General features: G+C 58.5%; 23 protein-coding genes and 1 pseudogene. 10 read left to right on the top strand and 14 right to left on the bottom strand.

Translation table 11 applies throughout. The features are described 5' to 3' along the window. Positions 1-50: 50 nt before the first annotated feature. Both rnt and pyrC read right to left on the bottom strand, forming a co-directional pair. Positions 51-728, bottom strand: coding sequence for a ribonuclease T (rnt, locus tag ACGJAX_RS00590; protein ID WP_090324901.1), 678 nt, complete (start codon positions 726-728; stop codon positions 51-53). Further along, positions 725-1,771: a dihydroorotase gene (gene pyrC / locus ACGJAX_RS00585; RefSeq protein WP_247257395.1), complete on the bottom strand. Its 1,047-nt coding sequence runs from the start codon at positions 1,769-1,771 to the stop codon at positions 725-727. The genes rnt and pyrC overlap by 4 nt, the downstream gene beginning before the upstream one ends. A gap of 159 nt (positions 1,772-1,930) precedes the next feature. On the opposite strand from pyrC, the gene ACGJAX_RS00580 reads away from it, so the two are divergent. Both ACGJAX_RS00580 and ACGJAX_RS00575 read left to right on the top strand, forming a co-directional pair. Then, positions 1,931-2,836: an OmpA family protein gene (locus tag ACGJAX_RS00580; protein WP_390957181.1), complete on the top strand. Its 906-nt coding sequence runs from the start codon at positions 1,931-1,933 to the stop codon at positions 2,834-2,836. Positions 2,837-2,965: 129 nt separating this feature from the next. Next, complete coding sequence (locus tag ACGJAX_RS00575; protein ID WP_020799894.1) at positions 2,966-4,183, top strand: argininosuccinate synthase; 1,218 nt, start codon at positions 2,966-2,968, stop codon at positions 4,181-4,183. A 158-nt stretch (positions 4,184-4,341) separates the two neighbouring features. On the opposite strand, the gene ACGJAX_RS00570 is transcribed toward ACGJAX_RS00575, so the two are convergent. Next, the gene (locus tag ACGJAX_RS00570) at positions 4,342-5,016 is read right to left on the bottom strand and encodes a hypothetical protein (RefSeq protein ID WP_390957180.1); all 675 of its coding nucleotides are present in this window, start codon (positions 5,014-5,016) and stop codon (positions 4,342-4,344) included. 548 nt (positions 5,017-5,564) lie between these two features. Between ACGJAX_RS00570 and ACGJAX_RS00565 the strand changes: the two genes are divergently transcribed. Continuing rightward, positions 5,565-6,191, top strand: a complete 627-nt coding sequence (locus tag ACGJAX_RS00565; RefSeq protein WP_090324894.1) for a response regulator transcription factor — start codon at positions 5,565-5,567, stop codon at positions 6,189-6,191. Positions 6,192-6,281: 90 nt separating this feature from the next. Here ACGJAX_RS00565 and ACGJAX_RS00560 read toward each other — a convergent pair whose 3' ends face one another. The 8 genes from ACGJAX_RS00560 to metG all read right to left on the bottom strand — a co-directional run bounded on the left by ACGJAX_RS00560 (position 6,282) and on the right by metG (position 13,367). Then, positions 6,282-6,461, bottom strand: a complete 180-nt coding sequence (locus tag ACGJAX_RS00560; RefSeq protein ID WP_007898493.1) for a PA3496 family putative envelope integrity protein — start codon at positions 6,459-6,461, stop codon at positions 6,282-6,284. A 106-nt stretch (positions 6,462-6,567) separates the two neighbouring features. Continuing rightward, entirely contained in the window at positions 6,568-7,206 is a 639-nt protein-coding gene (gene nth / locus ACGJAX_RS00555) for an endonuclease III (protein ID WP_090324892.1), read from the bottom strand. 30 nt (positions 7,207-7,236) lie between these two features. Then, entirely contained in the window at positions 7,237-7,818 is a 582-nt protein-coding gene (locus ACGJAX_RS00550; protein WP_390957179.1) for an Rnf-Nqr domain containing protein, read from the bottom strand. Further along, entirely contained in the window at positions 7,811-8,422 is a 612-nt protein-coding gene (locus ACGJAX_RS00545) for an RnfABCDGE type electron transport complex subunit G (RefSeq protein ID WP_390957178.1), read from the bottom strand. The genes ACGJAX_RS00550 and ACGJAX_RS00545 overlap by 8 nt, the downstream gene beginning before the upstream one ends. Then, positions 8,419-9,405 carry an RnfABCDGE type electron transport complex subunit D gene (locus ACGJAX_RS00540; protein ID WP_390957177.1) on the bottom strand — a complete coding sequence of 329 codons (987 nt, stop codon included), beginning with the start codon at positions 9,403-9,405 and terminating at the stop codon, positions 8,419-8,421. Before ACGJAX_RS00540 ends, ACGJAX_RS00545 begins: the two co-directional genes overlap by 4 nt. After that, positions 9,392-10,606 (bottom strand): electron transport complex subunit RsxB, encoded by a 1,215-nt coding sequence (gene rsxB, locus ACGJAX_RS00535; RefSeq protein ID WP_390957176.1) that lies wholly within the window; start codon positions 10,604-10,606, stop codon positions 9,392-9,394. Before rsxB ends, ACGJAX_RS00540 begins: the two co-directional genes overlap by 14 nt. Next, entirely contained in the window at positions 10,603-11,172 is a 570-nt protein-coding gene (locus ACGJAX_RS00530; RefSeq protein WP_390957175.1) for an Rnf-Nqr domain containing protein, read from the bottom strand. Before ACGJAX_RS00530 ends, rsxB begins: the two co-directional genes overlap by 4 nt. 143 nt (positions 11,173-11,315) lie before the next feature. Further along, positions 11,316-13,367: a methionine--tRNA ligase gene (metG, locus tag ACGJAX_RS00525; RefSeq protein WP_390957174.1), complete on the bottom strand. Its 2,052-nt coding sequence runs from the start codon at positions 13,365-13,367 to the stop codon at positions 11,316-11,318. A gap of 302 nt (positions 13,368-13,669) precedes the next feature. Between metG and apbC the strand changes: the two genes are divergently transcribed. Further along, a complete protein-coding gene (gene apbC / locus ACGJAX_RS00520) occupies positions 13,670-14,764 on the top strand; it encodes an iron-sulfur cluster carrier protein ApbC (RefSeq protein WP_090324881.1) in 1,095 nt (364 codons plus the stop codon). Between the two features lie 126 nt (positions 14,765-14,890). On the opposite strand, the gene ACGJAX_RS00515 is transcribed toward apbC, so the two are convergent. Further along, positions 14,891-15,649, bottom strand: coding sequence for an SDR family oxidoreductase (locus ACGJAX_RS00515; RefSeq protein ID WP_390957173.1), 759 nt, complete (start codon positions 15,647-15,649; stop codon positions 14,891-14,893). 164 nt (positions 15,650-15,813) lie between these two features. Here ACGJAX_RS00515 and ACGJAX_RS00510 point away from each other — a divergent pair, with 164 nt between their 5' ends. The 4 genes from ACGJAX_RS00510 to groL all read left to right on the top strand — a co-directional run bounded on the left by ACGJAX_RS00510 (position 15,814) and on the right by groL (position 19,323). Next, positions 15,814-16,545: a DUF2470 domain-containing protein gene (locus ACGJAX_RS00510; RefSeq protein ID WP_390957172.1), complete on the top strand. Its 732-nt coding sequence runs from the start codon at positions 15,814-15,816 to the stop codon at positions 16,543-16,545. 66 nt (positions 16,546-16,611) lie between these two features. After that, on the top strand, positions 16,612-17,088 hold the full coding sequence (locus tag ACGJAX_RS00505) for an FxsA family protein (protein ID WP_390957171.1): 477 nt from the start codon (positions 16,612-16,614) through the stop codon (positions 17,086-17,088). Between the two features lie 248 nt (positions 17,089-17,336). Then, positions 17,337-17,630: a co-chaperone GroES gene (locus tag ACGJAX_RS00500; RefSeq protein ID WP_020799908.1), complete on the top strand. Its 294-nt coding sequence runs from the start codon at positions 17,337-17,339 to the stop codon at positions 17,628-17,630. A 49-nt stretch (positions 17,631-17,679) separates the two neighbouring features. Further along, entirely contained in the window at positions 17,680-19,323 is a 1,644-nt protein-coding gene (gene groL / locus ACGJAX_RS00495) for a chaperonin GroEL (protein WP_090324874.1), read from the top strand. 152 nt (positions 19,324-19,475) lie between these two features. On the opposite strand, the gene ACGJAX_RS00490 is transcribed toward groL, so the two are convergent. Both ACGJAX_RS00490 and ACGJAX_RS00485 read right to left on the bottom strand, forming a co-directional pair. Further along, positions 19,476-20,219 carry a phosphatase PAP2 family protein gene (locus ACGJAX_RS00490; protein WP_390957170.1) on the bottom strand — a complete coding sequence of 248 codons (744 nt, stop codon included), beginning with the start codon at positions 20,217-20,219 and terminating at the stop codon, positions 19,476-19,478. 54 nt (positions 20,220-20,273) lie between these two features. Beyond that, a pseudogene (locus ACGJAX_RS00485) lies at positions 20,274-20,739 on the bottom strand (sulfatase-like hydrolase/transferase); the annotation flags it as partial. Between the two features lie 248 nt (positions 20,740-20,987). Between ACGJAX_RS00485 and colR the strand changes: the two are divergent. Then, complete coding sequence (gene colR, locus ACGJAX_RS00480) at positions 20,988-21,671, top strand: two-component system response regulator ColR (RefSeq protein ID WP_247257382.1); 684 nt, start codon at positions 20,988-20,990, stop codon at positions 21,669-21,671. Then, complete coding sequence (locus ACGJAX_RS00475; protein ID WP_390957169.1) at positions 21,661-22,944, top strand: ATP-binding protein; 1,284 nt, start codon at positions 21,661-21,663, stop codon at positions 22,942-22,944. The genes colR and ACGJAX_RS00475 overlap by 11 nt, the downstream gene beginning before the upstream one ends. The last annotated feature ends 17 nt before the right edge of the window (positions 22,945-22,961 follow it).

Raw genomic sequence — 22,961 nt, 5'->3', positions numbered from 1 at the left:
CCTCTGAGAGGCCGGTTTTTTTATGGGTGATTTTTATGCGCTCCTGCAGGTCAATCGTCGAAATCTTCCCAGCCGCCCATTTGCTTCCAGCGATTGACGATGCCGCAGAACAGCTCGGCCGTCTTCTCGGTGTCGTAGCGAGCCGAGTGAGCCTCGCGACCGTCGAAGTCGATATCGGCTGCCTGACAGGCCTTGGCCAGCACGGTTTGACCGTAAGCCAGACCGGCCAGGGTCGCGGTATCGAAGCTGGAGAACGGGTGAAACGGGTTGCGCTTCATGTCCAGGCGCGCGACCGCAGCGTTGAGGAAGCCCAGGTCGAAGCTGCTGTTGTGCCCGACCAGGATCGCCCGCTTGCAGCCGTTGGCCTTCAGGGCCTTGCGCACGCCACGGAAGATGTCGTTCAGGGCTGTTTCTTCACTCACGGCCATACGCAATGGGTGATCGAGCTTGATGCCGGTGAATTCCAGGGCTGCTGCTTCGATGTTCGCACCTTCAAACGGCTCGACACGGAAAAAGTAGGTGTGATCCGGGTACACAAAACCCTTTTCATCCATGGCGATGGTGGTCGCGGCGATTTCCAGCAGGGCGTCGGTGGCCGAGTTGAAGCCACCGGTTTCTACGTCGACGACAACAGGCAGGTAACCACGGAACCTGGCAGCCATTGGATGACGTGGACCGCCTCCGCCGCCATGACCATCCTGTTCGTCGTCGAAATGCTCTTCACTCACGCGTGTTCCTCCAGCAGGCGCCAGCGCAGTTTTTCACCGGCGCGCAGCGGGATAACGGTCAGCTCGCCAAACGGCAGGCTGGTTGGGGCGGTCCATTCTTCGCGGACCAGGGTAATGCGATCGGTGTTCGCCGGCAGGCCATAGAAACGCGGGCCGTTGAGGCTGGCGAAGGCTTCCAGCTTGTCCAGCGCATTGCGCTGTTCGAAGGCTTCGGCATACAACTCGATGGCGGCATAGGCGGTGTAGCAGCCAGCGCAGCCACAAGCGGCTTCTTTGGCGTGCTGGGCATGGGGCGCCGAGTCCGTGCCGAGGAAGAACTTCTCGCTGCCGCTGGTGGCGGCGTCGAGCAGGGCTTCCTGGTGCGTATTGCGCTTGAGGATCGGCAGGCAGTAGAAGTGCGGCCGAATCCCGCCCACCAGCATGTGGTTGCGGTTGTACAGCAGGTGATGGGCGGTGATGGTTGCGCCCACGTTGGCCGGAGCCGAGTTGACGAACTGCACGGCGTCCGCGGTCGTGATGTGTTCGAACACCACTTTCAGGGTCGGGAAACGCTCGACCACACGGCGCATGTGCTCATCGATGAAGATCTTTTCGCGGTCGAACACGTCGACATCGCCACGGGTGACTTCACCGTGAATCAACAGGGGCATTCCGACTTCGGCCATGGCCTCCAGTGCAGGAAAGATCTTGTCGATGCTGGTCACGCCAGAGTCCGAGTTGGTGGTCGCGCCGGCCGGGTACAGCTTGGCGGCGTGGACGAAACCGCTGGCCTTGGCCTCGCGAATTTCTTCAGGTTGGGTGCGGTCGGTCAGGTACAGGACCATCAGCGGTTCGAACGGGCTGCCGGCCGGGCGAGCAGCGAGAATCCGCTGGCGATAGCCGTCGGCCTCAGCCGCATTGCGGACCGGCGGAACCAGGTTGGGCATGATGATGGCGCGACCAAAGGTGCGCGCAACATCCGCAACGGTATTGGTCAACACGGCACCATCGCGAAGATGAATGTGCCAGTCGTCGGGACGCAGCAGGGTCAGGCGGTCGGACATGAGGGGATTCCAGGCGGGTCAAACTGAGGGGAATGCTACCGGAAAAGACTCTTGCAGGCACTCGCTATCAAGTTTTGCGGGAAGCTTCCGATATCCAACAGGTATGCCGTAAACATATGTGTGTCGGTCTTTTTGTTGTAGAAGCCAGTGGAGCCTCCCGTGCGCCAGCGTTATTTAGCCTTGCTCAGTGTGTTTGCCAGCCTCCCTGCGATGGCGCTCACTTTCCAGACCCGACTGGAGAGCATCGAGTGGACGGTCGAAGGTGACAAGTTCGAATGCAGGCTGACCCAGCCGATCACTGACTTCGGTTCGGGTGAGTTCGTGCGTCGTGCCGGCGAGCAGGCGACGTTTCGTCTGAAAGCCTACAACGCGGTGATGGGGGGCGGTTCAGCCACCTTGCTGGCGGCGGCTGCGCCTTGGCAGCCGGGGCGTGGCGACATCAACCTGGGTACGGTGAGCATCGGCAGTGGCAACGTGCTGTTCAACAGTTCGCAGGCGCAGGCCGGGCGATTGATCAGCGGCCTGATGGACGGGCGCAGTCCTGTGGTCCGCCATTCATCGGGCGATGGCCGCGTGTCGGAAGTGCGACTGCTGCCGGTAAAGTTCAGCAAGGCGTTCGCCGACTATCAGGGGTGCGTGGCCAAGTTATTGCCGAAAAACTTCGAGCAGGTGAAGCAATCCGAAGTGGGCTTCCCCGGCGGCGGAATTGATCTGGACGCTGCCGCGAAAGCCAAGTTGCAGGTGATGCTTGAGTATATGAAGGCCGATCCAACGGTCAATCACATCGAGCTCGATGGACACTCCGACAACAGTGGCAATCGCCTGACCAATCGTGAGCTGTCACGGCGCCGGGCCCTGGCGGTCATGGAGTTCTTCAAGGCCAATGGCATTCAGGAATCCCAGGTCACCATGCGGTTTCACGGTGAGCGCTACCCGTTGGCACCTAACACCAATAACGCCAACCGGGCCAAGAACCGTCGAGTTGCGGTGCGCCTGGAGCGAGGCGCAGCGCCGGAACAAGTCGCCCCGCAAGCCACGAAGCCCACTACATCGGCGACTTCCTGACTCACCGGTCATCGTCGCGCTCTCGACATAATCTGTCGCTTCGTCGTCATAAGCTGTCGCGCCTCTGTAAATTATCCTGCATGAGCGGTAGACTTCCCGGCTTTCCGTAGAACCCCGTGGAGTGATGGCATGGCGGACGTAAACAAGGTCGTTCTGGCGTATTCCGGCGGCCTGGACACTTCGGTGATCCTCAAGTGGCTGCAGGATACTTATAACTGTGAAGTGGTGACCTTCACCGCTGACCTGGGTCAGGGCGAAGAGGTCGAACCGGCACGCGCCAAGGCACAGGCCATGGGCGTGAAAGAGATCTACATCGACGACTTGCGCGAAGAATTCGTGCGCGATTTCGTTTTCCCGATGTTCCGCGCCAACACCGTTTACGAAGGCGAGTACCTGCTGGGTACTTCCATCGCTCGTCCGTTGATCGCCAAACGCCTGATCGAAATCGCCAACGAAACCGGCGCAGACGCCATTTCCCACGGTGCCACCGGCAAAGGCAACGACCAGGTTCGTTTCGAACTGGGTGCCTATGCCTTGAAACCAGGCGTGAAAGTGATTGCCCCTTGGCGTGAGTGGGACCTGCTGTCCCGTGAGAAGCTGATGGATTACGCCGAGAAGCACGCCATCCCGATCGAACGTCACGGCAAGAAAAAATCTCCGTACTCGATGGATGCCAACCTGCTGCATATCTCCTATGAAGGCGGCGTGCTGGAAGACACCTGGACCGAGCACGAAGAAGACATGTGGCGTTGGACCGTCTCCCCCGAGAAGGCACCTGACAAGCCGCAGTACCTGGAGCTGACCTACCGCAACGGCGACATCGTCGCACTGGACGGCGTCGAAATGACTCCGGCCACTGTGCTGGCAACGCTGAACCGTATCGGTGGCGAACACGGCATCGGTCGTCTGGACATCGTTGAGAACCGTTACGTGGGCATGAAATCCCGTGGCTGCTACGAGACACCTGGTGGCACCATCATGCTGCGCGCCCACCGTGCGATCGAATCGATCACCCTGGACCGCGAAGTGGCTCACCTCAAGGATGAGCTGATGCCGAAGTACGCCAGCCTGATCTACACCGGCTACTGGTGGAGCCCTGAGCGTCTGATGCTGCAGCAGATGATCGACGCGTCCCAGGCTCACGTGAACGGTGTTGTGCGCCTGAAGCTGTACAAGGGCAACGTGATCGTCACCGGCCGCAAGTCCGACGAGTCGTTGTTCGACGCCAACATTGCCACGTTCGAGGAAGATGGCGGCGCCTACAATCAGGCTGATGCGGCGGGCTTCATCAAGCTCAACGCATTGCGCATGCGCATTGCCGCTAACAAAGGCCGGAAGCTTTTCTGAGACCTTTGAGTGGGTAATGGATTTGTGGCCTCGTCATTGACGAGGCCACAAGCCCGGAATTTGTTTTTACCTGGCGTTGCGATACCACGATCTAACCTGTCACTTGTCGATACCTTCCCTCTTTAATTCCGCTTCACGTGTCCTGCGTTACGACCTGCTTATCGTTGGTCGCTCTGATCAATCACTGTCACCTCATGTGAATTCAAATTGTAAGCAGCATAAAATGCGGCCTTGTCGTGTTTTCGTGCCTGACTTGAATGTTTGAATGCGCTTTCTTTCAGTGCCGTCTCCGATTCAGCACAGGTGAGAAACAAAATGATGTGTGTCTGTCTTTCCTGCGGCTTCTGGATTTTCTCCAGCAAAGCGCTGAACTGAGTTTTTTTGCCAAGCCAGCGTGCATCAATGATGCAAAGATCATTCAGCACCTCGGCCTGTTGGATGCGCTGCTGTACGCCTGGGCCCGCAGTCGGCGTCTGAGTGGGGGAAGAAGGCGAAGTGGATCGCCGGTCATCCGTTGGCTTATGTCGCTTGGTGTTTTCCCTCGATACCGATGAATCGTTGTTTGCCGAAGGCTCGGTATTATCCAGAGCTTTCAGGAAGTGCTTTCCCTTTTCAAAATCCGATGGGGCGTATAGCGACCGATAATTGAAATTGAGTGTGACGAAGAAAAGAAGCAGCAAATAAAAGGGGAAGCTGATCAGAAACCATATGTAGATTTCTCTGTCCTTATTGTCCAGAAAAGGCAGGGAAATGGCTGCTGATGTTTCGGATAATGTTGCGAATATCGCGATGACAGTCATGGGGTTGGTGATCTTGCTTGTTAGTTTTGTCATGTTGTCTGCTCATTTAAGTTGGTCTTCTCGGTGGGTTGATAAATTGATTTTGGATGGGTGTTGTCATGGTGTCCATGTGTTGGCAATTTCGATTTATCTAATTTAATGGGTGGTGTTCTGTGCGTGTATTGGGGCTGGTTGCTGGGTTGTCGTATTTTTTAATATATCGCGCATAATAATTTTCCTGCTGTAAGAGTAAGCGGATGCTGGGTGTGTGATATTTCTGGTAAGAAAATAGATGTGGAAAATATCAGTTACTTTTTAGGTGTGATTGAATGATTTGTATCTGTTGGACTACCGCTTTCCCGCAGTCGTGATCATTTTTTTTGGTCGTAAGTGGATACAAAAAGCCGTTGAGAATCGAATTGTCTTCACACGAATTTTGTTTCCGATGCATTTTGAAGGCGGTTTTTTTGTAAGACTAATCCGCGATGTTTGTAGGGAATGTCTCTCGGTGTGGGTGGCTGGGGGGAGCGGCATGCCATGGGTGAAACGACTAGGCTATTGTGCGGGCTCTAAAAATTCGAACAGCGAAAATTGGACTGCCCATGAATAAAGTGCTGATCGTGGATGATCACCCCGTCATTCGTCTTGCGGTACGTATGCTGATGGAGCGTCATGGCTACGAAGTCGTTGCAGAAACAGACAATGGCGTGGATGCATTGCAACTTGCCCGTGAACATATGCCGGATATTGTTATTCTGGATATTGGAATACCGAAACTGGATGGGTTGGAAGTCATTGCTCGATTGGCAACGCCTACGATGCCCATGAAAGTGTTGATATTGACATCCCAGGCGCCAGGACATTTTTCCATGCGTTGCATGCAATCGGGGGCTGCCGGGTATGTTTGCAAACAACAGGATTTGACTGAGTTGCTCAGTGCAATAAAAGCTGTTTTATCCGGCTACAGTTACTTTCCCAATCAGGCGTTGCACACGGTTCGTGCAAGTCTGGGGAACGCGAGTGAAGCCGATATGGTGGATCGTCTGTCGGGGCGGGAAATGATGGTCTTGCAACAGTTGGCCAAGGGCAAGACTAACAAGGAGATTGCCGATGGAATGTTCTTGAGCAACAAGACTGTCAGCACTTACAAGACCCGTTTGCTGTTGAAACTTAATGCGCGCTCTCTGGTTGACCTGATTGAATTGGCGCAACGTAACGGACTGGTGTGATGGCATCAGTATTTGGCGAAGTGCGATGAACGGGCATTTATCGCGGTACGGTCAAAGTAAAAAGCCTCCGTTTCGGGAGGCTTTCAGGTGTCATAAGTCAAAATCGTAATCGGCCAATTGCTTTTGCAGTCGGCGCTCCTCCAGCAGATTGTCGATGGTACGGCGTTTGCTCAGGTTGGTTTTCGCCACTTCAACCACAGGTTCAGCGTCATCGGCCTCAACGGGGGTAAAGTCGTCTTCTACGTCCAATTGCTCTTTGCCAGTGCTCATTTAGTTACTCCAGGCTAAGACTGCCTTTGGGGCTCCTTATATCGATAATCTCCCGGCGGGTAAAAAAGATTTTTTCAATCGATAAATCAATAAATCCAATAGCGCCTCAATCGTCGGAGGTTTTGTGCTTGTATTCGCACAAATCTTCGATGCGGCAACTGCCACAGCGAGGCTTGCGGGCCAGGCATACGTAGCGCCCGTGAAGGATCAGCCAGTGATGGGAATCGAGCAGGTATTCCTTGGGCACGAATTTCATCAGCTTCTTTTCGACCTCCACCACATTCTTGCCAGGCGCGATGCCGGTGCGGTTACTGACCCGAAAGATGTGGGTGTCCACGGCCATGGTCAGTTGGCGAAAGGCGGTATTGAGCACTACGTTAGCCGTTTTGCGTCCCACGCCGGGCAGTGCTTCCAGTTCCTCGCGAGTTTGCGGCACTTCGCCAGCGTGGCGCTCCAGCAGCAAGCGACAGGTTTCGATCACGTTTTTTGCTTTGCTGTTGTACAGGCCGATGGTCTTGATGTATTCCGACAACCCTTCGACGCCCAAGGCGTAAATCGCCGCCGGGGTGTTGGCAACCGGGAACAGCTTTGCCGTGGCCTTGTTGACGCCGACATCGGTCGATTGTGCCGAAAGAATCACCGCGATCAGCAACTCGAACGGTGATGAGTAGGCCAGTTCGGTCTTTGGTTCCGGGTTGTCTTCATGCAGTCTGCGGAAAATTTCCAGACGTTTTGCGGCATTCATGGGCGGTACGTTTCCTCGAAAGCGGTCAGTTTAAGGTGCTGGACGGTGCCAGATCTGCCAACCGGCAACCAGCATTCCCAACAGAATGAATCCTCCCGGGGCCAGTGTGGCCAAGCGCAAGCCACCATCGGCGGTCAATGCCCAGCCCTGCCAATCCGCTTGCGGCGTACCGGCGAGCCAAGGCAGATGGCGAGCGATAGTCCCGTAGCCAATCAGCTCGCGTAGCAGGCCCAGGCCCGCCATCAGCACACCGAACACACCGCACATGCGCAAGCGATCGGCCAGTGAACTCTGGAAATAACCGGAGTGTTCCAACAGGACACATTGCACCGCGATCAAGCCTGCATACACGCCCATTTGTTGATGCCATTGCAGCGACCAGGCTTGTGCGCCGAGTTCTGCACAACTGGTTAATGTCGCAGCAATCAGCACGCTCGCCAAAAGGTGTGTTGCGGACAGCAGTCGGGGCCGCAACGCGTTCATGCTCAGGCCAAAAGCACTGGTGACCGCCATGAACATCAGCCACACACCCGCAGCGGTCACCAGTGAGTCGGTAGCGCCAATCAGTGGTGCCAGCATCAGCGAGTTCCGCAGAAACGGTGACTTAATCATGGGACGCCTCCCCAAGCAGAGCTTGCCGGTGCTCATCGAAATAGCGCAGTGCGTCATGGGTGGCGTTAATCACCGCCCTTGAAGTGATGGTCGCCCCCGCGATCTGATCGAATTGTCCCTGATCCTTTTTCAGCGCCCAGCCGTTATCGCCCGGATCCGTACGAGACTTGCCGGAAAACACTTGCAGCCAGGCGTTGGGCCAATCGGCGATCCGGGCGCCAAGTCCCGGCGTTTCCGATTGCTTCAGGGTTTTGACCCCTACCAACCTGCCATGGGCGTCGATGGCGATCAGCAACTCGATGGCACCGGCGTAGCCCAGGGTCTGGCTACGCAGCAAAACCGCGCAGGGTTGGCCGGATTTGCTTGCCAGGTAACCACTCAGCACTGTGCTATTGGCCAGCGCTGTGTCTTCGAGCGTGAGCGGTTTTTCCAGCGGTTGATTGTCGTAACTGTCAGGCGGCAGCAGGTCCAGGAGGTTGCGACTGTCGATCAGGCGCTGCTCGGCCGCAATACGCGAAGCACTGCTGTGCTGCACAAAGTACGTCGCGCCAATACCAAGGCATGCCAGCAGTGCCAGGATCGCAACACTCGATACTTTGTTCATGGCACTGTGCGCTCCTGCCTGGACGCGACAAGCCGCTCCAGCGCCGGTACACACAGGTTCATCACCAGCACGGCAAACGCCACGCCGTCGGGGTAACCACCCCAGGTGCGAATCAAATATGTCAGCAGCCCGACACCCACGCCAAACAGCAGTCGGGCGCCGGGGCTTTTCGCGCCGGACACCGGTTCCGTAACGATGAAAAACGCGCCCAGCATGCTGGCGCCGCTGAGCAGGTGAAACAGAGGCGAACCATGGGAATCGGAGCCCGAACCGTTCCAGCACAACAAACTGATAACGAACAGGCTGGCGAGCATGCCAACCGGCGCGTGCCAACTGAACACGCGCTGTTGCAGCAAAAACGCGCCGCCCGCCAGAAACGCCAGATTCACCCATTCCACACCTCGACCACCGAAATGGCCAAATGCAGGGTTGGTAGCGAACAGTTCATCCATGGTCAGGCTTTTGTTGATCCGCAAGCTGTCCAGCGCCGTGGCCTGAACCCAGGCATCCGGCAACTGACCAATACTGAAAACCTGCTGAAGGCCACCCATCAGGTCCATGCCGTGGGAGGTTGGCCAGTGCGTCATTTGTTGCGGAAACGTCACCAGCACCAAGGCAAAACCAAGCATTGCCGGATTGAATGGATTCTTGCCGACGCCGCCATACAAGTGCTTGCCGAACAGCATGGCTGAAGTGGCGGCACTGACCGTCAACCACCAAGGGCAGTAAGGCGGCAGAGCCAGGGCCAGCAATGTTGCGCTGACCAATGCACTGCCGTCGCTCAGGCTTGGCTTGAGTGAGCGCTTGCGCAACTTCAGCACCGCCGCTTCAGCGGCCAGAGCGCCCACTGCCGCCAGAACCAGATTGATCAGGACCCCCCAGCCATACAGCCAGAACAACGCGAGCGTGCCCGGCAACGTAGCCAGGAGCACCCGCTGCATGGCCTGCTGAAGGCGCTCGTCGACCGGTTCAAGGGGTGACATGGGCGTTCACCTGACGCTCGGCTTCCTGCAGGCGAGCGCGGGCCTTTTCCATCAGTTCGGCGGGAGTATCGGTGCGACGTTCGAGTTTGCTGACGTCGGCCCTGGCGTAGGCCAGTTCGGTCTTCAGTTGCCGAAGCTGGCTGTCGATCGGACGCTTTTCCACGCGAGCCAGGTCAGGCAAGGGTTGTTCACTGAGGGCCTCGGCGGCATGCAAGGCTTGCTCGGCCTCGCTGAGCGCGCGCTCCAGCGTTTCGATCTGTTCAGTGGGCGCTTGATGGGTCTGAGCTTTCTTGAGTTCGGCGCGGCGCATGGCCAGCTGGATCTTGGCCCGTTTCAGATCGGCATCTTTTACTGGTGTAACGGCTGGCGCCGGGGCGGGCACAGCGGTATTTTCCAGCTGCATCAAGGCTTGCTCGGCCGCCTCGAACTGCTGTTGCAGGACGATCAGTTGCGATTGCTGCTCGAAGGTAGGCGGATGGCCGAAGGCCTTGAGCGATTTGTTCAATTGCGCCCGGCTCATCGCCAGATCGATCTTGGCTTTCTTCAATGCTGCGTCGGCAGTGGCGGCCTTCTGGGCGCGCACGCGTTCAAGGGCGGCCTGCACCGGGTCGAGCGTCGCTACGCTGGGTTGGGCGGCACGTTGCGCCCGGGCCTGGCGTTCGGCGGCCTTCAGTTCTTCTTCACGCTGCAACCGCGCATTGCGCTGCTCGAAACGGCGCCGTGCCCGATTGCGTTTGGCGGTGCGGGCGCGTTGCTCTTCAAGGCTGAATGCCAGGCCTCCAACAATCGGCAGCACTGTGGATATCGGCAACGGACGCATTTCAATGCAATCGACCGGGCAGGGTGCCACGCAGAGGTCGCAACCGGTGCACTCGTCGATGATGACTGTGTGCATCAGTTTGGCCGCGCCGACGATGGCGTCTACCGGGCAGGCCTGGATGCATTTAGTGCAACCAATGCATTCCGCCTCGCGAATATAGGCGATCTGCGCCGGAGCCGAACCACGGCTGGTGTCCAGTTCCAGCACCGGTATGTGCAGCAGTTCGGCCAGGGCGTTGATGGTTTCGCTGCCGCCCGGCGGGCACTTGTTGATGGGCTCGCCGTTGGCGATGCCTTCGGCGTAGGGCTTGCATCCGGGGTGGCCGCACTTGCCGCATTGAGTCTGTGGCAAGAGGGCGTCGATGCTTTGAATCAGACTCATGTTTTGATCAGTCCGCTGAATCCGAGAAAGGCCACCGCGATCAGGCCGGCGCTGATCAGATCGATCGGCAAGCCGCGGAAGGGCAGGGGGATATCATTATTGAGTGTGCGTTGGCGCAGGTCTTGAAACAGGCTCAGCACCAGCCAGAAGCCCAGCCCGGCACCCAGGCTCATGGCCGTGGCGTGAAAGAATCCATGGTCATCCTCGACGTTGAGCATCGCTACGCCAAGCACGCCCGCATTGCCCAGCAGCAACAGCCATAGACCATCGAAGGAAAGTGTCGGGAGCATCCTCCCCAGCAATTTCAGCAACGGAGTGATCAACAACACGCTCAATGGCAGAAACACAAACAGGCGCAGTGACGCCATGTCCAGCGGCACCAGCAACCAGTGGTAGAGCGCGTAGCCGAGTATGCCGGCGATCAGCATCAAGCAGGTGGTCGCGATGCCGAGTGCATGGACCTGCTGGCGTTCGCTGCCCAACAGCGGATCGACGCCCAGTGGCGAGTGCAACACGAGGTTGTTGATCAAGGCTGCACTGACAAGCGTAAGGAGCGTTTCGGTCATGATCGTGCCGGCAAGAACGGGGCTTTTTAACGAAAGCGGTCTAAAAAGCTTAGGCATTATCCGGCAAGGGCGGAGGGTGGGCCAGACATGAAAATCCCACAGTCGCGCCAGGCACGACTGTGGGATCGATTGGCCGCAGGACCTTACTTGATCCGCTGGCCAGGCTTGGCGCCGCTGTCAGGGCTCAGCAGGTAGATTTCTTCACCGCCGGGACCCGCCGCCATCACCATGCCCTCGGAGATCCCGAACTTCATTTTGCGAGGCTTGAGGTTGGCGATCATCATGGTCAGCCGACCATCGAGCTTGGACGGGTCCGGGTAAGCACTCTTGATGCCGGAGAATACGTTGCGTTGCTCGTCACCGATGTCGAGGGTCAGGCGCAACAGCTTGTCGGCCCCTTCCACGTGTTCGGCCTTGACGATCAGGGCGACGCGCAGGTCGACCGCCGCAAAGGTGTCGAAATCGATTTCCGGTGACAGCGGGTCCTTGGCCAGTTCGCCATTGCCGGCCGGTACAGCTGCGCCGGTATCGGTCTGACTGGCGGTCAGGTCTTCTTTCGAAGCATCGGTCATGGCTTGCACTTTGACCGGGTCGATACGGGTCATCAGCGCCTTGAACTCGTTCAGCTGATGGTTGCCGAGCAAGGTCGCATGGTCGTTCCAGGTCAGCGGGGCGACGTTGAGGAACGCCTCGGCATCAGCGGCCAGCAGCGGCAGGACCGGCTTGAGGAAGATCACCAGTTGGCGGAACAGATTGACGCCCGTGGCGCAGATGGCCTGGACCTCGTCCTGCTTGCCTTCCTGTTTGTTCAGCGACCACGGTGCCTTGTCGGCGATCCAGGCGTTGGCACGGTCGGCCAGGCCCATGATCTCGCGCATGGCGCGGGCGAAGTCGCGGGCTTCATAGGCGTCGGCGATGCCTGGCGCGGCGGCCAGGAACGCATCGGTCAGTTCCGGCGCGGCGTTGGTCTCGACCATCACGCCGGCATTGCCTTTGTGGATGAAGCCGGCGCAACGGCTGGCGATGTTGACGACTTTGCCCACCAGGTCGGAGTTGACCTTCTGCACAAAGTCTTCGAGGTTCAGGTCGAGGTCATCTACGCCACGGCCCAGCTTGGCCGCGTAGTAGTAGCGCAGGTATTCCGGCGACAGGTGGTCCAGATAGGTCCGGGCCTTGATGAAAGTGCCGCGGGACTTGGACATTTTCTGGCCGTTGACGGTCAGGTAGCCGTGCACGTTGATGCCGGTCGGCTTGCGGTAGCCCGCACCCTCAAGCATCGCTGGCCAGAACAGGGCGTGGAAGTTGACGATGTCCTTGCCGATGAAATGATACAGCTCGGCGGTGGAGTCCTTGCCCCAGAACGCATCGAAGTCCAGCTCCGGCGTGCGGTTGCACAGGTTCTTGAAGCTCGCCATGTAGCCGATCGGTGCGTCCAGCCAGACGTAGAAGTATTTGCCCGGCTCGTCGGGGATCTCGAAACCGAAGTACGGCGCATCGCGGGAGATGTCCCACTGTTGCAGGCCCGCGTCCAGCCACTCGGCGATCTTGTTGGCGACGGCGTCTTGCAGGGTGCCGCTGCGGGTCCAGGTTTGCAGCATTTCCTGGAAGTCCGGCAACTTGAAGAAGAAATGCTGGGAATCCTTGAGTACCGGGGTGGCACCGGAAATCGCCGACTTCGGATCTTTCAGGTCGGTCGGTGCGTAGGTCGCGCCGCATTTTTCGCAGTTATCGCCGTACTGGTCTTCGGTGCCGCATTTCGGGCAAGTGCCCTTGATGAAGCGGTCGGCCAGGAACATTTTCTTTTCCGGGTCGAAATACTGGGTGATCGAGCGGGTAGCGATGTGCCCGGCGTCCCGCAGCTTCAGGTAGATCTGGCTCGACAGCTCACGGTTTTCTTCGGCGTGAGTGGAGTGGAAGTTGTCGAAGTCCACCAGGAAATCGGCAAAGTCGGCGCTATGTTCAGCCTGGACGTTGGCGATCAGTTGTTCCGGGGTGATGCCTTCCTTTTCCGCGCGCAGCATGATCGCCGAACCGTGGGCGTCGTCGGCGCAGACATAAATGCATTGGTTGCCGCGGTGCTTCTGGAAGCGCACCCACATATCGGTCTGGATATATTCCAGCATATGGCCGAGGTGGATCGAACCATTGGCATAGGGCAGGGCGCTGGTGACGAGAATCTTGCGTGGCTCGGACATGGGGCTCGGCTACTTGATGAAACGGAGGTCGGTCACTATAAAGGGCTGGCGCAGATTTTTCACCCCGTGGCTCGGGGGAGTTGTGTTGCAAATGCGCTTTATGTGGCGAGGGGGCTTGCCCCCGACGGCTGCGAGAAGGCGAATGAGTCAAGTCTTGAACACGGCGTGGGTTTATTCGGGGCCGCTTCGCGCCCCAACGCGGGCAAGCCCCCTCGCCACAGGCAACTTTCCAGCCTCGCCACAAATCCGTGTCCGGCGTAGGATACCCGCCTGATTTTCCAGTCTTGTTATCGGAGTTGCCCATGAGCGCCGTCAATCGCGCAGCGGTGGAAGCCGTTCTTCGCCAGTACACCGACCCTTATCTGAACCAGGACCCGGTCAGCGCCGGATGTGTGCGCAGCATCGATATTGCTGGCGACCGCGTCAGCGTCCAGCTCGAACTGGGCTATGCCGCCGGCCTGTTCAAAAGTGGCTGGGCGCAAATGTTGCAGATGGCTATCGAAGGCCTGGACGGCGTGACGACTGCGCGTGTCGAGATCACCAGCGTGATTGCCGCGCACAAGGCCCAGGCTCAGATTCCCGGCCTGGCCAACGTCAAGAACGTGGTCGCCGTGGCGTCCGGCAAGGGGGGCGTGGGCAAATCCACCACCGCCGCCAACCTGGCATTGGCGCTGGCTCGCGAAGGCGCCAAAGTGGGCATTCTGGATGCGGACATTTACGGTCCAAGCCAGGGCATCATGTTCGGCATCGCCGAAGGCACCCGGCCGCAGATCAAGGATCAGAAATGGTTCGTGCCGATCCAGTCCCATGGTGTCGAAGTGATGTCCATGGCGTTCCTGACCGACGACAACACGCCGATGGTCTGGCGTGGGCCGATGGTCTCCGGCGCCTTGTTGCAACTGGTGACACAGACCGCATGGGGCGATCTGGATTACCTGGTGATCGACATGCCGCCAGGCACCGGTGACATCCAGCTGACGCTGGCGCAGAAAGTCCCTGTGGCCGGTGCGGTGATCGTTACCACGCCGCAAGACCTGGCCTTGCTCGACGCGCGCAAGGGCGTGGAAATGTTCCGCAAAGTGAACATTCCGGTGCTCGGCGTGGTGGAAAACATGGCCGTGCACATCTGCTCCAACTGCGGACATGCCGAGCATCTGTTCGGTGAAGGCGGTGGTGTGAAGTTGGCCAACCAGTACGGCGTTGAACTGCTGGCTTCATTGCCGCTGGCGATGGCTATCCGTGAACAGGCCGACGGTGGCAAGCCAACGGTGATCGCCGAGCCGGACAGCCCGATTGCGCTGGTCTACCAGGAGCTCGCCCGCCATGTCGGCGCGCGCATCGTGTTGCAGGAAGCTGCGACGCCGGCGATGCCGAACATCACTGTCAGCGACGATTGATGTGCTGTCTGTAGGAGCGAGCCTGCTCGCGATGGACGTAAACGATGACGCGTTTTTTCTGGAAAAACGCATCGCCATCCAGTCCATCGCGAGCAAACTCGCTCCTACCGTTGTTTTGCGTGGGCTTTAGATGCGCAACCCGCCATCCATTTCCAGGATCCGCCCGGTGTAGTAGTCGTTCTCGAAGATGTACACCGCCGAATGGGCGATCTCTTGCGGTTTGCCCATGCGCTTGAGCGGAATTCCAGACGTCATCTTCTCCAGCGCTTCCGGTTTCATGCCCAGGGTCATTTCGGTTTCGATAAAGCCTGGCGCAATGCCGGCGACACGAATGCCGTAGCGCGCCAGTTCCTTGGCCCAGGTCACGGTGGCGGCTGCAACACCGGCCTTGGCGGCGGAGTAGTTGGTCTGACCGACGTTGCCGGCACGGGAAATCGAGGAGATATTGATGATCGCGCCGCTGTTCTTCAGCTCGACCATTTTCGCCGCGACTTCACGGGTGCACAGGAACACACCGGTCAGGTTGACGTCGATGACCGCTTGCCATTGGGCCAGGCTCATCTTGGTCATTTCGCCATCCTTGACCTTGAGCAGCAGGCCGTCACGCAGGATCCCGGCGTTATTGATCAGTCCATGGATCGCGCCGAAGTCTTCGGCGACCTGGGACACCATGTGGGTCACTTGTTCTTCGTTGGCGACGTTGCACAGGTAGGCGCGGGCTTCGACACCCTTGGCCTTGCAGGCCGCCACGGCGTCGTCGAGCTTGTCCTGGTTAAGGTCCACCAGCGCCAGTTTTGCGCCCTTGTCGGCGAAATACTCGGCCATGGAGCGGCCTAAACCCTGGCAACCGCCAGTGATAATGATTACTTTGTCAGTGAGTTGCATTCGCATGCCCCGGTAGCAGGTCTGGAGTGGTTTCCTTGTAGAGAGCCTCTCGATCTGCGCCCGACGTGGCCTGGCTGCACATGAGAACTGCCCCGATGGCGATCTGGATCTATTGGCGATCGCCTGTCCGCTTTTGTGACGGATTCTATATAAGGAGTCATAAATTGAGCGTTGAAGCTGCCAAGCATGCACGAGAATTGCTGCTCAAGGAATACCGTGGGGTGCTCTCCACGCACTCCAAAGCGATGCCCGGTTTTCCATTCGGTTCCGTGGTTCCTTATTGCCTGGACGAGCAGGGCCGGCCGCTGATCCTCATCAGCCGTATCGCCCAGCACACCCATAACCTGCAAAAAGACCCGAAATGCTCGCTCTTTGTCGGGGAGCGTGGGGCCGAAGATGTACAAGCCGTCGGCCGTCTGACTTACCTGGCTGAGGCACAACAGCTTGAGGACGAGGCGGCCATCGAAGCGGCCGCTGAACGTTACTATCGCTATTTCCCTGAATCGCAGAACTATCATCAGGCCCATGATTTCGATTTCTGGGTGCTCAAGCCCGTGCGCCATCGTTACATCGGCGGTTTCGGCGCCATTCACTGGGTCAACGAACTGACCCTGGCCAACCCTTTTGCCGGCAAGGCCGAAGTGAGCATGGTCGAACACATGAATGCCGATCACGCCAAGGCCATTGCCCATTACGTCGATTTGAGCGGATTGCCGAAAACCGTAGCGGCACAGATGGTTGGCATCGACAGTGAGGGCATGCATCTGCGCATTGGCCAGGGACTCTACTGGCTGGCATTCCCGGCACTGTGTAATACGCCGACACAAGTTCGCGAAGCCTTGGTTTTCCTGGCTCACGCCGAGCATTGGCCGAAAAATGAAGTAGCCGACGCTTGAATTCACGAAACGGCGACGTCATCTAGGGATTACTGGCAAGGCATTCTTGCGTTGAGGAACCATTTGATGCGCCCTTTTCTGTTGCTCTTTGTACTGCTCCCGGTTTTGGAGCTGTTCGTTTTCGTCAAGGTGGCCGGGGCGATCGGGTTTTTCCCGGCCCTGCTGCTGATCATTCTCGGCTCGATGCTCGGCGTGTTCGTGCTGCGGATCGCCGGCCTGGCAACTGCGTTGCGTGCCCGTGAAAGTCTGAATCGAGGCGAACTGCCCGCCCAGACCATGCTCGAAGGCCTGATGCTGGCCCTGGCTGGCGGTCTGTTGATCCTGCCCGGCTTCGTCACCGACGTGCTGGGTCTGATCATGCTGCTGCCGCTCTCCCGTCGGCTGGTGGCCAACAAAATGCGTAAGCGCGCCGAGGAACAAGCGATCCGTCAACGCGCCTTCGCCGATGACCTTCAGTCCCGCGGCGGCCCTGCGCCACGCGAACCGTTGGGCCGCGAGCCCAACGTTATCGAAGGCGAATTCGAACACCGCGATACCAAGTAACGCCCTATATCGACACGGCACCTTCGGGTGCCGTGTTCGTTTGCGGAGCATCGAGATGAAATTTTTTCGATCGCCGCCCTTGTAATAACCTTATGCGCCCTTATGTAACGGTCACCGCAAGGTTTCTGGTGATAAGCCAGACAGACTTCCGCGGTTCGCTCGACGAACCGCACCCGGCACCGCCGGACTTTGTTAAACCCGCCGGGACCACACCGGCCGATGAAAACCACAATTAGGAGAGATCGACAATGAAGCTTCGTCCTCTGCATGACCGCGTCGTCATCCGTCGCAGCGAAGAAGAAAAGAAAACCGCTGGCGGTATCGTCCTGCCAGGTTCGGCTGCTGAAAAAGCCAACAGCGGCGAAATCCTCGCTGTAGGCACCGGCCGCGTACTGGAAAACGGTGAAGTGCGTGCACTGTCCGTGAAAGTGGGCGACAAGGTTGTGTTCGGTCCTTACTCCGGCAGCAACACTGTGAAAGTCGATGGCGAAGACCTGCTGGTAATGAGCGAGAACGAAATCCTCGCTGTTGTCGAAGGCTGATTCCCCGCTCATTTTCCCGCTACTACAAAGTATTTAAGGAATATCGATCATGGCTGCTAAAGAAGTTAAATTCGGCGATTCCGCCCGCAAGAAAATGCTGACCGGCGTCAACGTCCTGGCCGACGCAGTAAAAGCGACCCTGGGCCCGAAAGGCCGTAACGTGATCATCGAGAAGAGCTTCGGCGCTCCGACCATCACCAAGGATGGCGTTTCCGTAGCCAAAGAAATCGAACTGAAAGACCGTTTCGAAAACATGGGCGCGCAGCTGGTCAAAGACGTTGCCTCCCGTGCCAACGATGACGCGGGCGACGGCACCACCACCGCTACCGTTCTGGCTCAATCGATCGTCAACGAAGGCCTGAAAGCCGTCGCTGCCGGCATGAACCCGATGGACCTGAAGCGCGGTATCGACAAAGCGACCATCGCGATCGTCAAAGAACTGAAAGGCCTGTCCAAGCCATGCGCTGACACCAAGGCAATCGCTCAGGTCGGCACCATCTCCGCCAACTCCGACAGCTCCATCGGCGACATCATTGCCGAAGCCATGGAAAAAGTCGGTAAAGAAGGCGTGATCACCGTTGAAGAAGGCTCGGGCCTGGAAAACGAACTGTCGGTTGTAGAAGGCATGCAGTTCGACCGTGGCTACCTGTCCCCGTACTTCGTCAACAAGCCGGAAACCATGACTGCCGAACTCGACGGTCCGCTGATCCTGCTGGTCGACAAGAAAATCTCGAACATCCGCGAAATGCTGCCAGTGCTGGAAGCCGTTGCCAAAGCCGGCCGTCCACTGCTGATCGTGGCCGAAGACGTTGAAGGCGAAGCCCTGGCGACTCTGGTTGTGAACAACATGCGTGGCATCGTTAAAGTCGCAGCCGTCAAGGCTCCAGGCTTCGGCGACCGTCGCAAGGCCATGCTGCAGGACATCGCTGTTCTGACCGGCGGTACCGTGATCTCCGAAGAGATCGGTCTGAGCCTGGAAAGCACTACCTTGGAGCACCTGGGTAACGCCAAGCGCGTCACCCTGTCCAAGGAAAACACCATCATCGTTGACGGTGCTGGCGTACAAGGCGACATCGAAGCGCGCATCACCCAGATTCGCGCCCAGGTTGCTGAAACTTCCTCGGACTACGACCGTGAAAAACTGCAAGAGCGTCTGGCCAAGCTGTCCGGCGGCGTAGCAGTGATCAAGGTTGGCGCTGGCTCCGAAGTAGAAATGAAAGAGAAGAAAGCCCGCGTTGAAGACGCCCTGCACGCTACCCGTGCAGCCGTTGAAGAAGGCGTGGTACCTGGCGGCGGCGTGGCACTGGTTCGTGCCCTGCAAGCCATCAGCGAGCTGAAAGGCGACAACGATGACCAGAACGTGGGCATCCAGTTGCTGCGTCGCGCTGTAGAAGCGCCGCTGCGTCAGATCGTTGCCAACTCCGGCGACGAGCCAAGCGTTGTAGTCGACAAGGTCAAGCAAGGCGCAGGTAACTTCGGTTACAACGCCGCGACCGGCGAATACGGCGACATGATCGAAATGGGTATCCTGGACCCGGCCAAAGTGACTCGTTCGGCTCTGCAAGCGGCTTCGTCGATTGCCAGCCTGATGATCACCACCGAAGCCATGATCGCCGAGATCAAGGAAGACGCACCAGCTGGCGGCGGCATGCCAGACATGGGCGGGATGGGCGGCATGGGCGGCATGATGTAAGCCAGCCTTACCCCGTACGAAAAAACCCCGCCTGCGAAAGCAGGCGGGGTTTTTTATTGGCTTCACATTGGAGACTCGGTAGATCACGTCGCACCACCGCGGGCAGGCCGCGCTCCAGTGTGGGCGCGCGGTGTGTCCGCGATGGCGTCCGATCAGGATCTGACCGGTGCCGCCTTTGCCTCGCGTTGCGCCTTCATCGCTGGCCGATAAAGAATGAAGTAATACGACCCCAAACAGATCAGCCAGCAGAAAACTGCCGTCCACACGTTGTGCGAGAAAAAGTGCGCACCCTGCATCATCCGGCCGATGGAAAACACCGAGCCCAGGGCAAAGGCGAAGGCAAGCGCAGCGCGCGCCATGCGCGGCCGACGGTCGCGCAATACGAAGAACAGGGCAAACAGTGTGAAGCCGGTTGCCGCATGACCGCCGGGCCAGCAGCGACCCGGTTTATCGGTGTACGGGCGAGGGCTCAACAATTCACTGTAGGTCTCGTGCCCGCCGAATTGCTCAAGACTCCACGGGCATTGCACCGCCGTCACCGCTTTCATCGGGGTGACAAAAGAGGTCGCCAAACCCAGGGACAGCACCAGGCAACCCAGTTCCCGTTTGAGCGGCTTGAGTTTGACCATAAAGAACGAAGCAATGAAACCGAGGATGGCGAACACCGAAAACGCGATGACCACTTGCTTGGCGCGGTCGTGCAAGATGTTTTCCAGGAAGTAGCTGTGCTTGCCGATGAACTCACCGGCTACCGGGTCATAGAACAATCTGGCGAGATCCATGTCCAGGGAAGTCAGTTCCAGCAGGACCAGAATGAGCGCCGTGATGGCGGGAACGCCCAGGCACACCCAGAAATTGAGCGGGCGAGAGGCAGGGCGGACAACGGTTGATGACATGATGGATCCTGAACAATTGAAAAAGCCCCGGGGCATCAGCCCGGGGCCTTTCGGTTAACGTTCGCTGACTTGATCGGTGCCCTCCATGGGCGCTTTCCAGTCAAGCAGCTGTTGCTTGTAGCCATAACCGGCGGTTTGGTAATCGGTGATTACCTGGTTGATCAGCGGGTCAGTGGCCGTGGATTCGCGACTCTCGGTCAATCTTCATCGTGTCGCCGCAGCCTCTGACGGGGACTCAGAATCGCCAGGTTTTTGCCGTCGAACAGGCCCAGATGCTGATAATGGCCAACGACGACGCTCGGCGGCAGCATGTGCTGCCGGCGGTAAGGTCGGCGACGAGGATAGAGATTGTATTGTCGAACCGGGGCTTTTTGCGAGCCTGATCGAGAAACTCGCCAATAGCCTGGTCAGTGTACTTCACCGCGCCATCGCAGCCATTACCGGATTTGATGTCGATCCGGTTGTCTGGATAGGTTCAGGGGCAATGGTTGGACGTCGTCATCAATTGCAGCAGGAACGGCGCGAGGGGCAAGCAGTTGAGCACTCAGACCGGAGGCGATCAACAGGCCCAGCGCACTATTCCTTATGTCCAATCACGACCAGCTTGCGGCGCGGTCGCGGGCTTGTGACTCGGGGGTGAAAAACTCGTAAATTGGCTGCTTTGGTCGCGTAAGTCGACTCTGCGTCCTGCGGCCCTAGCCGTGAGCAACACTTGGCCTTAAGCTGCGCGGGCCAAGACGGCGGTTACTGTATACGGAGGAGATGCCGATGCGAATTTTATTGGTTGAAGACAACCGCGATATCCTCGCCAATCTGGCTGATTACCTGGGGCTCAAGGGTTACACCGTGGATTGCGCGCAGGACGGTTTGTCGGGCCTGCACCTGGCGGCCACCGAACATTACGACTTGATCGTGCTCGACATCATGCTGCCCGGTATCGACGGCTACACCTTGTGCAAACGCCTTCGCGAAGACGCCCGTCGCGATACGCCGGTGATCATGCTCACCGCACGCGATCAACTGGATGACCGGCTGCAAGGCTTCAAGTCCGGTGCCGATGATTACCTGATCAAGCCCTTTGCCCTGTCAGAACTGGCCGCGCGCATTGAGGCGGTCATGCGCCGTACCCAGGGTGGAGGTCGCCGCACCTTGCAGGTCGGCGACTTGAGCTACGACCTCGATACGCTGGAAGTCACCCGCCAGGGTCGCTTGCTCAAGCTCAATCCAGTGGGCCTGAAGTTGCTCGCTGTGCTGATGCAGAAAAGCCCCCATGTGCTGCGCCGGGAAATACTCGAAGAAGCACTGTGGGGCGATGACTGCCCGGACAGTGACAGTCTGCGCAGCCACGTTCATCAGTTGCGTCAAGTGATCGACAAGCCGTTCACCAAGCCGTTGCTGCAAACGGTGCACGGCGTGGGTTACCGCTTGGCCGAGGGCCGTGATGGAGTTTAAACAGAGCCTTTCCCAACGCATCATCATTGCCTTCGCGTTGATGAGCGCATTGGTGGCGGGCGCCTTTGCCATCGGCATTATCGCCACCGTACACCTGGTGGAGGCAAAGCTGATTTCGGCAAGCCTGGGTGGCGACCTGCAACGCCTGTTACTGATGGACAACATCGAGGAATGGCGCCATCGCCCTGAACCGGACCAGTTGTTCTATTTCAGTGGCGGGCATGGCGACTTCGAGCTGCCCAGGGATCTGCGGCACCTGGACGCGGGTTTTCACGAAGTGTTCCGCGAGAATCTGTCGTACCACGCGATAGTCGAAATTGTCGACGGACGGCGGTATGTGCTGTTGAAGGACCAGAGCGACTTCGAAGAGCGCGAACGGGTCCTGTTTGCCGTGGTGCTGGTGGGCTTCGTGCTCAGCCTGGCGCTGGCGGTTTTCCTCGGCTGGGTGCTGGCGCGCAAGGTAATGGCACCGGTGGTGCGCCTGGCCCGTCAGGTACGTCATCGTGACCAACTGTTGGGTTTGGCGCCGCCTCTGGCGCCGGATTACGCCGCCGACGAAGTGGGCGAGCTGGCGGTGGCTTTCGACGCCACGCTTGGACGGCTGCGGCAGGCATTGACCCGGGAGCGGCTGTTTACCAGTGACGTCAGCCACGAACTGCGTACGCCCTTGATGGTGCTGGCCAGTTCCTGCGAGTTGTTGTTGGAAAATCCCGGGATCGATCAGCGTGGCCGTGCTCAGGTCGAACGCATTGCTCGCGCGTGTGAGGAGATGCGCGAACTGGTTCAGACCTTCCTGATGCTGGCCCGCGCTCAGCGTGAAGACGCCAGCATGGCGCCACAGCAATCCGTTCGTCAGGTGGCCGATGGGCTACTCAATCTGTGGCGCGAGCCGATCGAGGAGAAGGGGCTCGAGTTGATCTTCGAGCCGGGTAACCCACCCGCCACCGGTTACAACGCCACGCTCCTGCACGCGGTCATGGGCAACCTGCTGCGAAACGCGCTGCATTACACCGAGCACGGGTTCATCCGCTTGACGCTCACGAGTAATGGGTTCCTGGTCGAGGACAGTGGCGTCGGCATTCCCGAAGAAAAACGTGAAGCCATGTTCGAACCTTTCGTCCGGGGCACCGAAAAGCGCGGTGAGGGCCTTGGGCTTGGGCTGTCTTTGGTCCAGCGAATTTGCGAAAACCAGGGCTGGAGCGTCAGCCTGACGACCATGGAACCCAATGGCTGTCGTTTTGAAGTGCAGTTGAAGGCCTCGACTGTGAACTGATCCCTCTTCACGGCCCT

Source organism: Pseudomonas moorei, from assembly GCF_042846945.1.
Taxonomy (GTDB): Bacteria; Pseudomonadota; Gammaproteobacteria; order Pseudomonadales; family Pseudomonadaceae; genus Aquipseudomonas; species Aquipseudomonas moorei.
The sequence above is the reverse complement of the archived record's forward strand: the minus strand, read 5'-3'. Positions and strand labels throughout refer to the sequence as shown.

Excerpts from the sequence above, each read along its gene's own strand:
- pyrC (WP_247257395.1), bottom strand. The coding sequence starts at position 1,771 with ATGTCCGACCGCCTGACCCTGCTGCGTCCCGACGACTGGCACATTCAT.
- ACGJAX_RS00575 (WP_020799894.1), top strand. The coding sequence starts at position 2,966 with ATGGCGGACGTAAACAAGGTCGTTCTGGCGTATTCCGGCGGCCTGGAC.
- ACGJAX_RS00570 (WP_390957180.1), bottom strand. The coding sequence starts at position 5,016 with ATGACAAAACTAACAAGCAAGATCACCAACCCCATGACTGTCATCGCG.
- ACGJAX_RS00565 (WP_090324894.1), top strand. The coding sequence starts at position 5,565 with ATGAATAAAGTGCTGATCGTGGATGATCACCCCGTCATTCGTCTTGCG.
- ACGJAX_RS00560 (WP_007898493.1), bottom strand. The coding sequence starts at position 6,461 with ATGAGCACTGGCAAAGAGCAATTGGACGTAGAAGACGACTTTACCCCC.
- nth (WP_090324892.1), bottom strand. The coding sequence starts at position 7,206 with ATGAATGCCGCAAAACGTCTGGAAATTTTCCGCAGACTGCATGAAGAC.
- ACGJAX_RS00550 (WP_390957179.1), bottom strand. The coding sequence starts at position 7,818 with ATGATTAAGTCACCGTTTCTGCGGAACTCGCTGATGCTGGCACCACTG.
- ACGJAX_RS00545 (WP_390957178.1), bottom strand. The coding sequence starts at position 8,422 with ATGAACAAAGTATCGAGTGTTGCGATCCTGGCACTGCTGGCATGCCTT.
- ACGJAX_RS00540 (WP_390957177.1), bottom strand. The coding sequence starts at position 9,405 with ATGTCACCCCTTGAACCGGTCGACGAGCGCCTTCAGCAGGCCATGCAG.
- rsxB (WP_390957176.1), bottom strand. The coding sequence starts at position 10,606 with ATGAGTCTGATTCAAAGCATCGACGCCCTCTTGCCACAGACTCAATGC.
- ACGJAX_RS00530 (WP_390957175.1), bottom strand. The coding sequence starts at position 11,172 with ATGACCGAAACGCTCCTTACGCTTGTCAGTGCAGCCTTGATCAACAAC.
- metG (WP_390957174.1), bottom strand. The coding sequence starts at position 13,367 with ATGTCCGAGCCACGCAAGATTCTCGTCACCAGCGCCCTGCCCTATGCC.
- apbC (WP_090324881.1), top strand. The coding sequence starts at position 13,670 with ATGAGCGCCGTCAATCGCGCAGCGGTGGAAGCCGTTCTTCGCCAGTAC.
- ACGJAX_RS00515 (WP_390957173.1), bottom strand. The coding sequence starts at position 15,649 with ATGCAACTCACTGACAAAGTAATCATTATCACTGGCGGTTGCCAGGGT.
- ACGJAX_RS00505 (WP_390957171.1), top strand. The coding sequence starts at position 16,612 with ATGCGCCCTTTTCTGTTGCTCTTTGTACTGCTCCCGGTTTTGGAGCTG.
- ACGJAX_RS00500 (WP_020799908.1), top strand. The coding sequence starts at position 17,337 with ATGAAGCTTCGTCCTCTGCATGACCGCGTCGTCATCCGTCGCAGCGAA.
- groL (WP_090324874.1), top strand. The coding sequence starts at position 17,680 with ATGGCTGCTAAAGAAGTTAAATTCGGCGATTCCGCCCGCAAGAAAATG.
- ACGJAX_RS00490 (WP_390957170.1), bottom strand. The coding sequence starts at position 20,219 with ATGTCATCAACCGTTGTCCGCCCTGCCTCTCGCCCGCTCAATTTCTGG.
- colR (WP_247257382.1), top strand. The coding sequence starts at position 20,988 with ATGCGAATTTTATTGGTTGAAGACAACCGCGATATCCTCGCCAATCTG.
- ACGJAX_RS00475 (WP_390957169.1), top strand. The coding sequence starts at position 21,661 with ATGGAGTTTAAACAGAGCCTTTCCCAACGCATCATCATTGCCTTCGCG.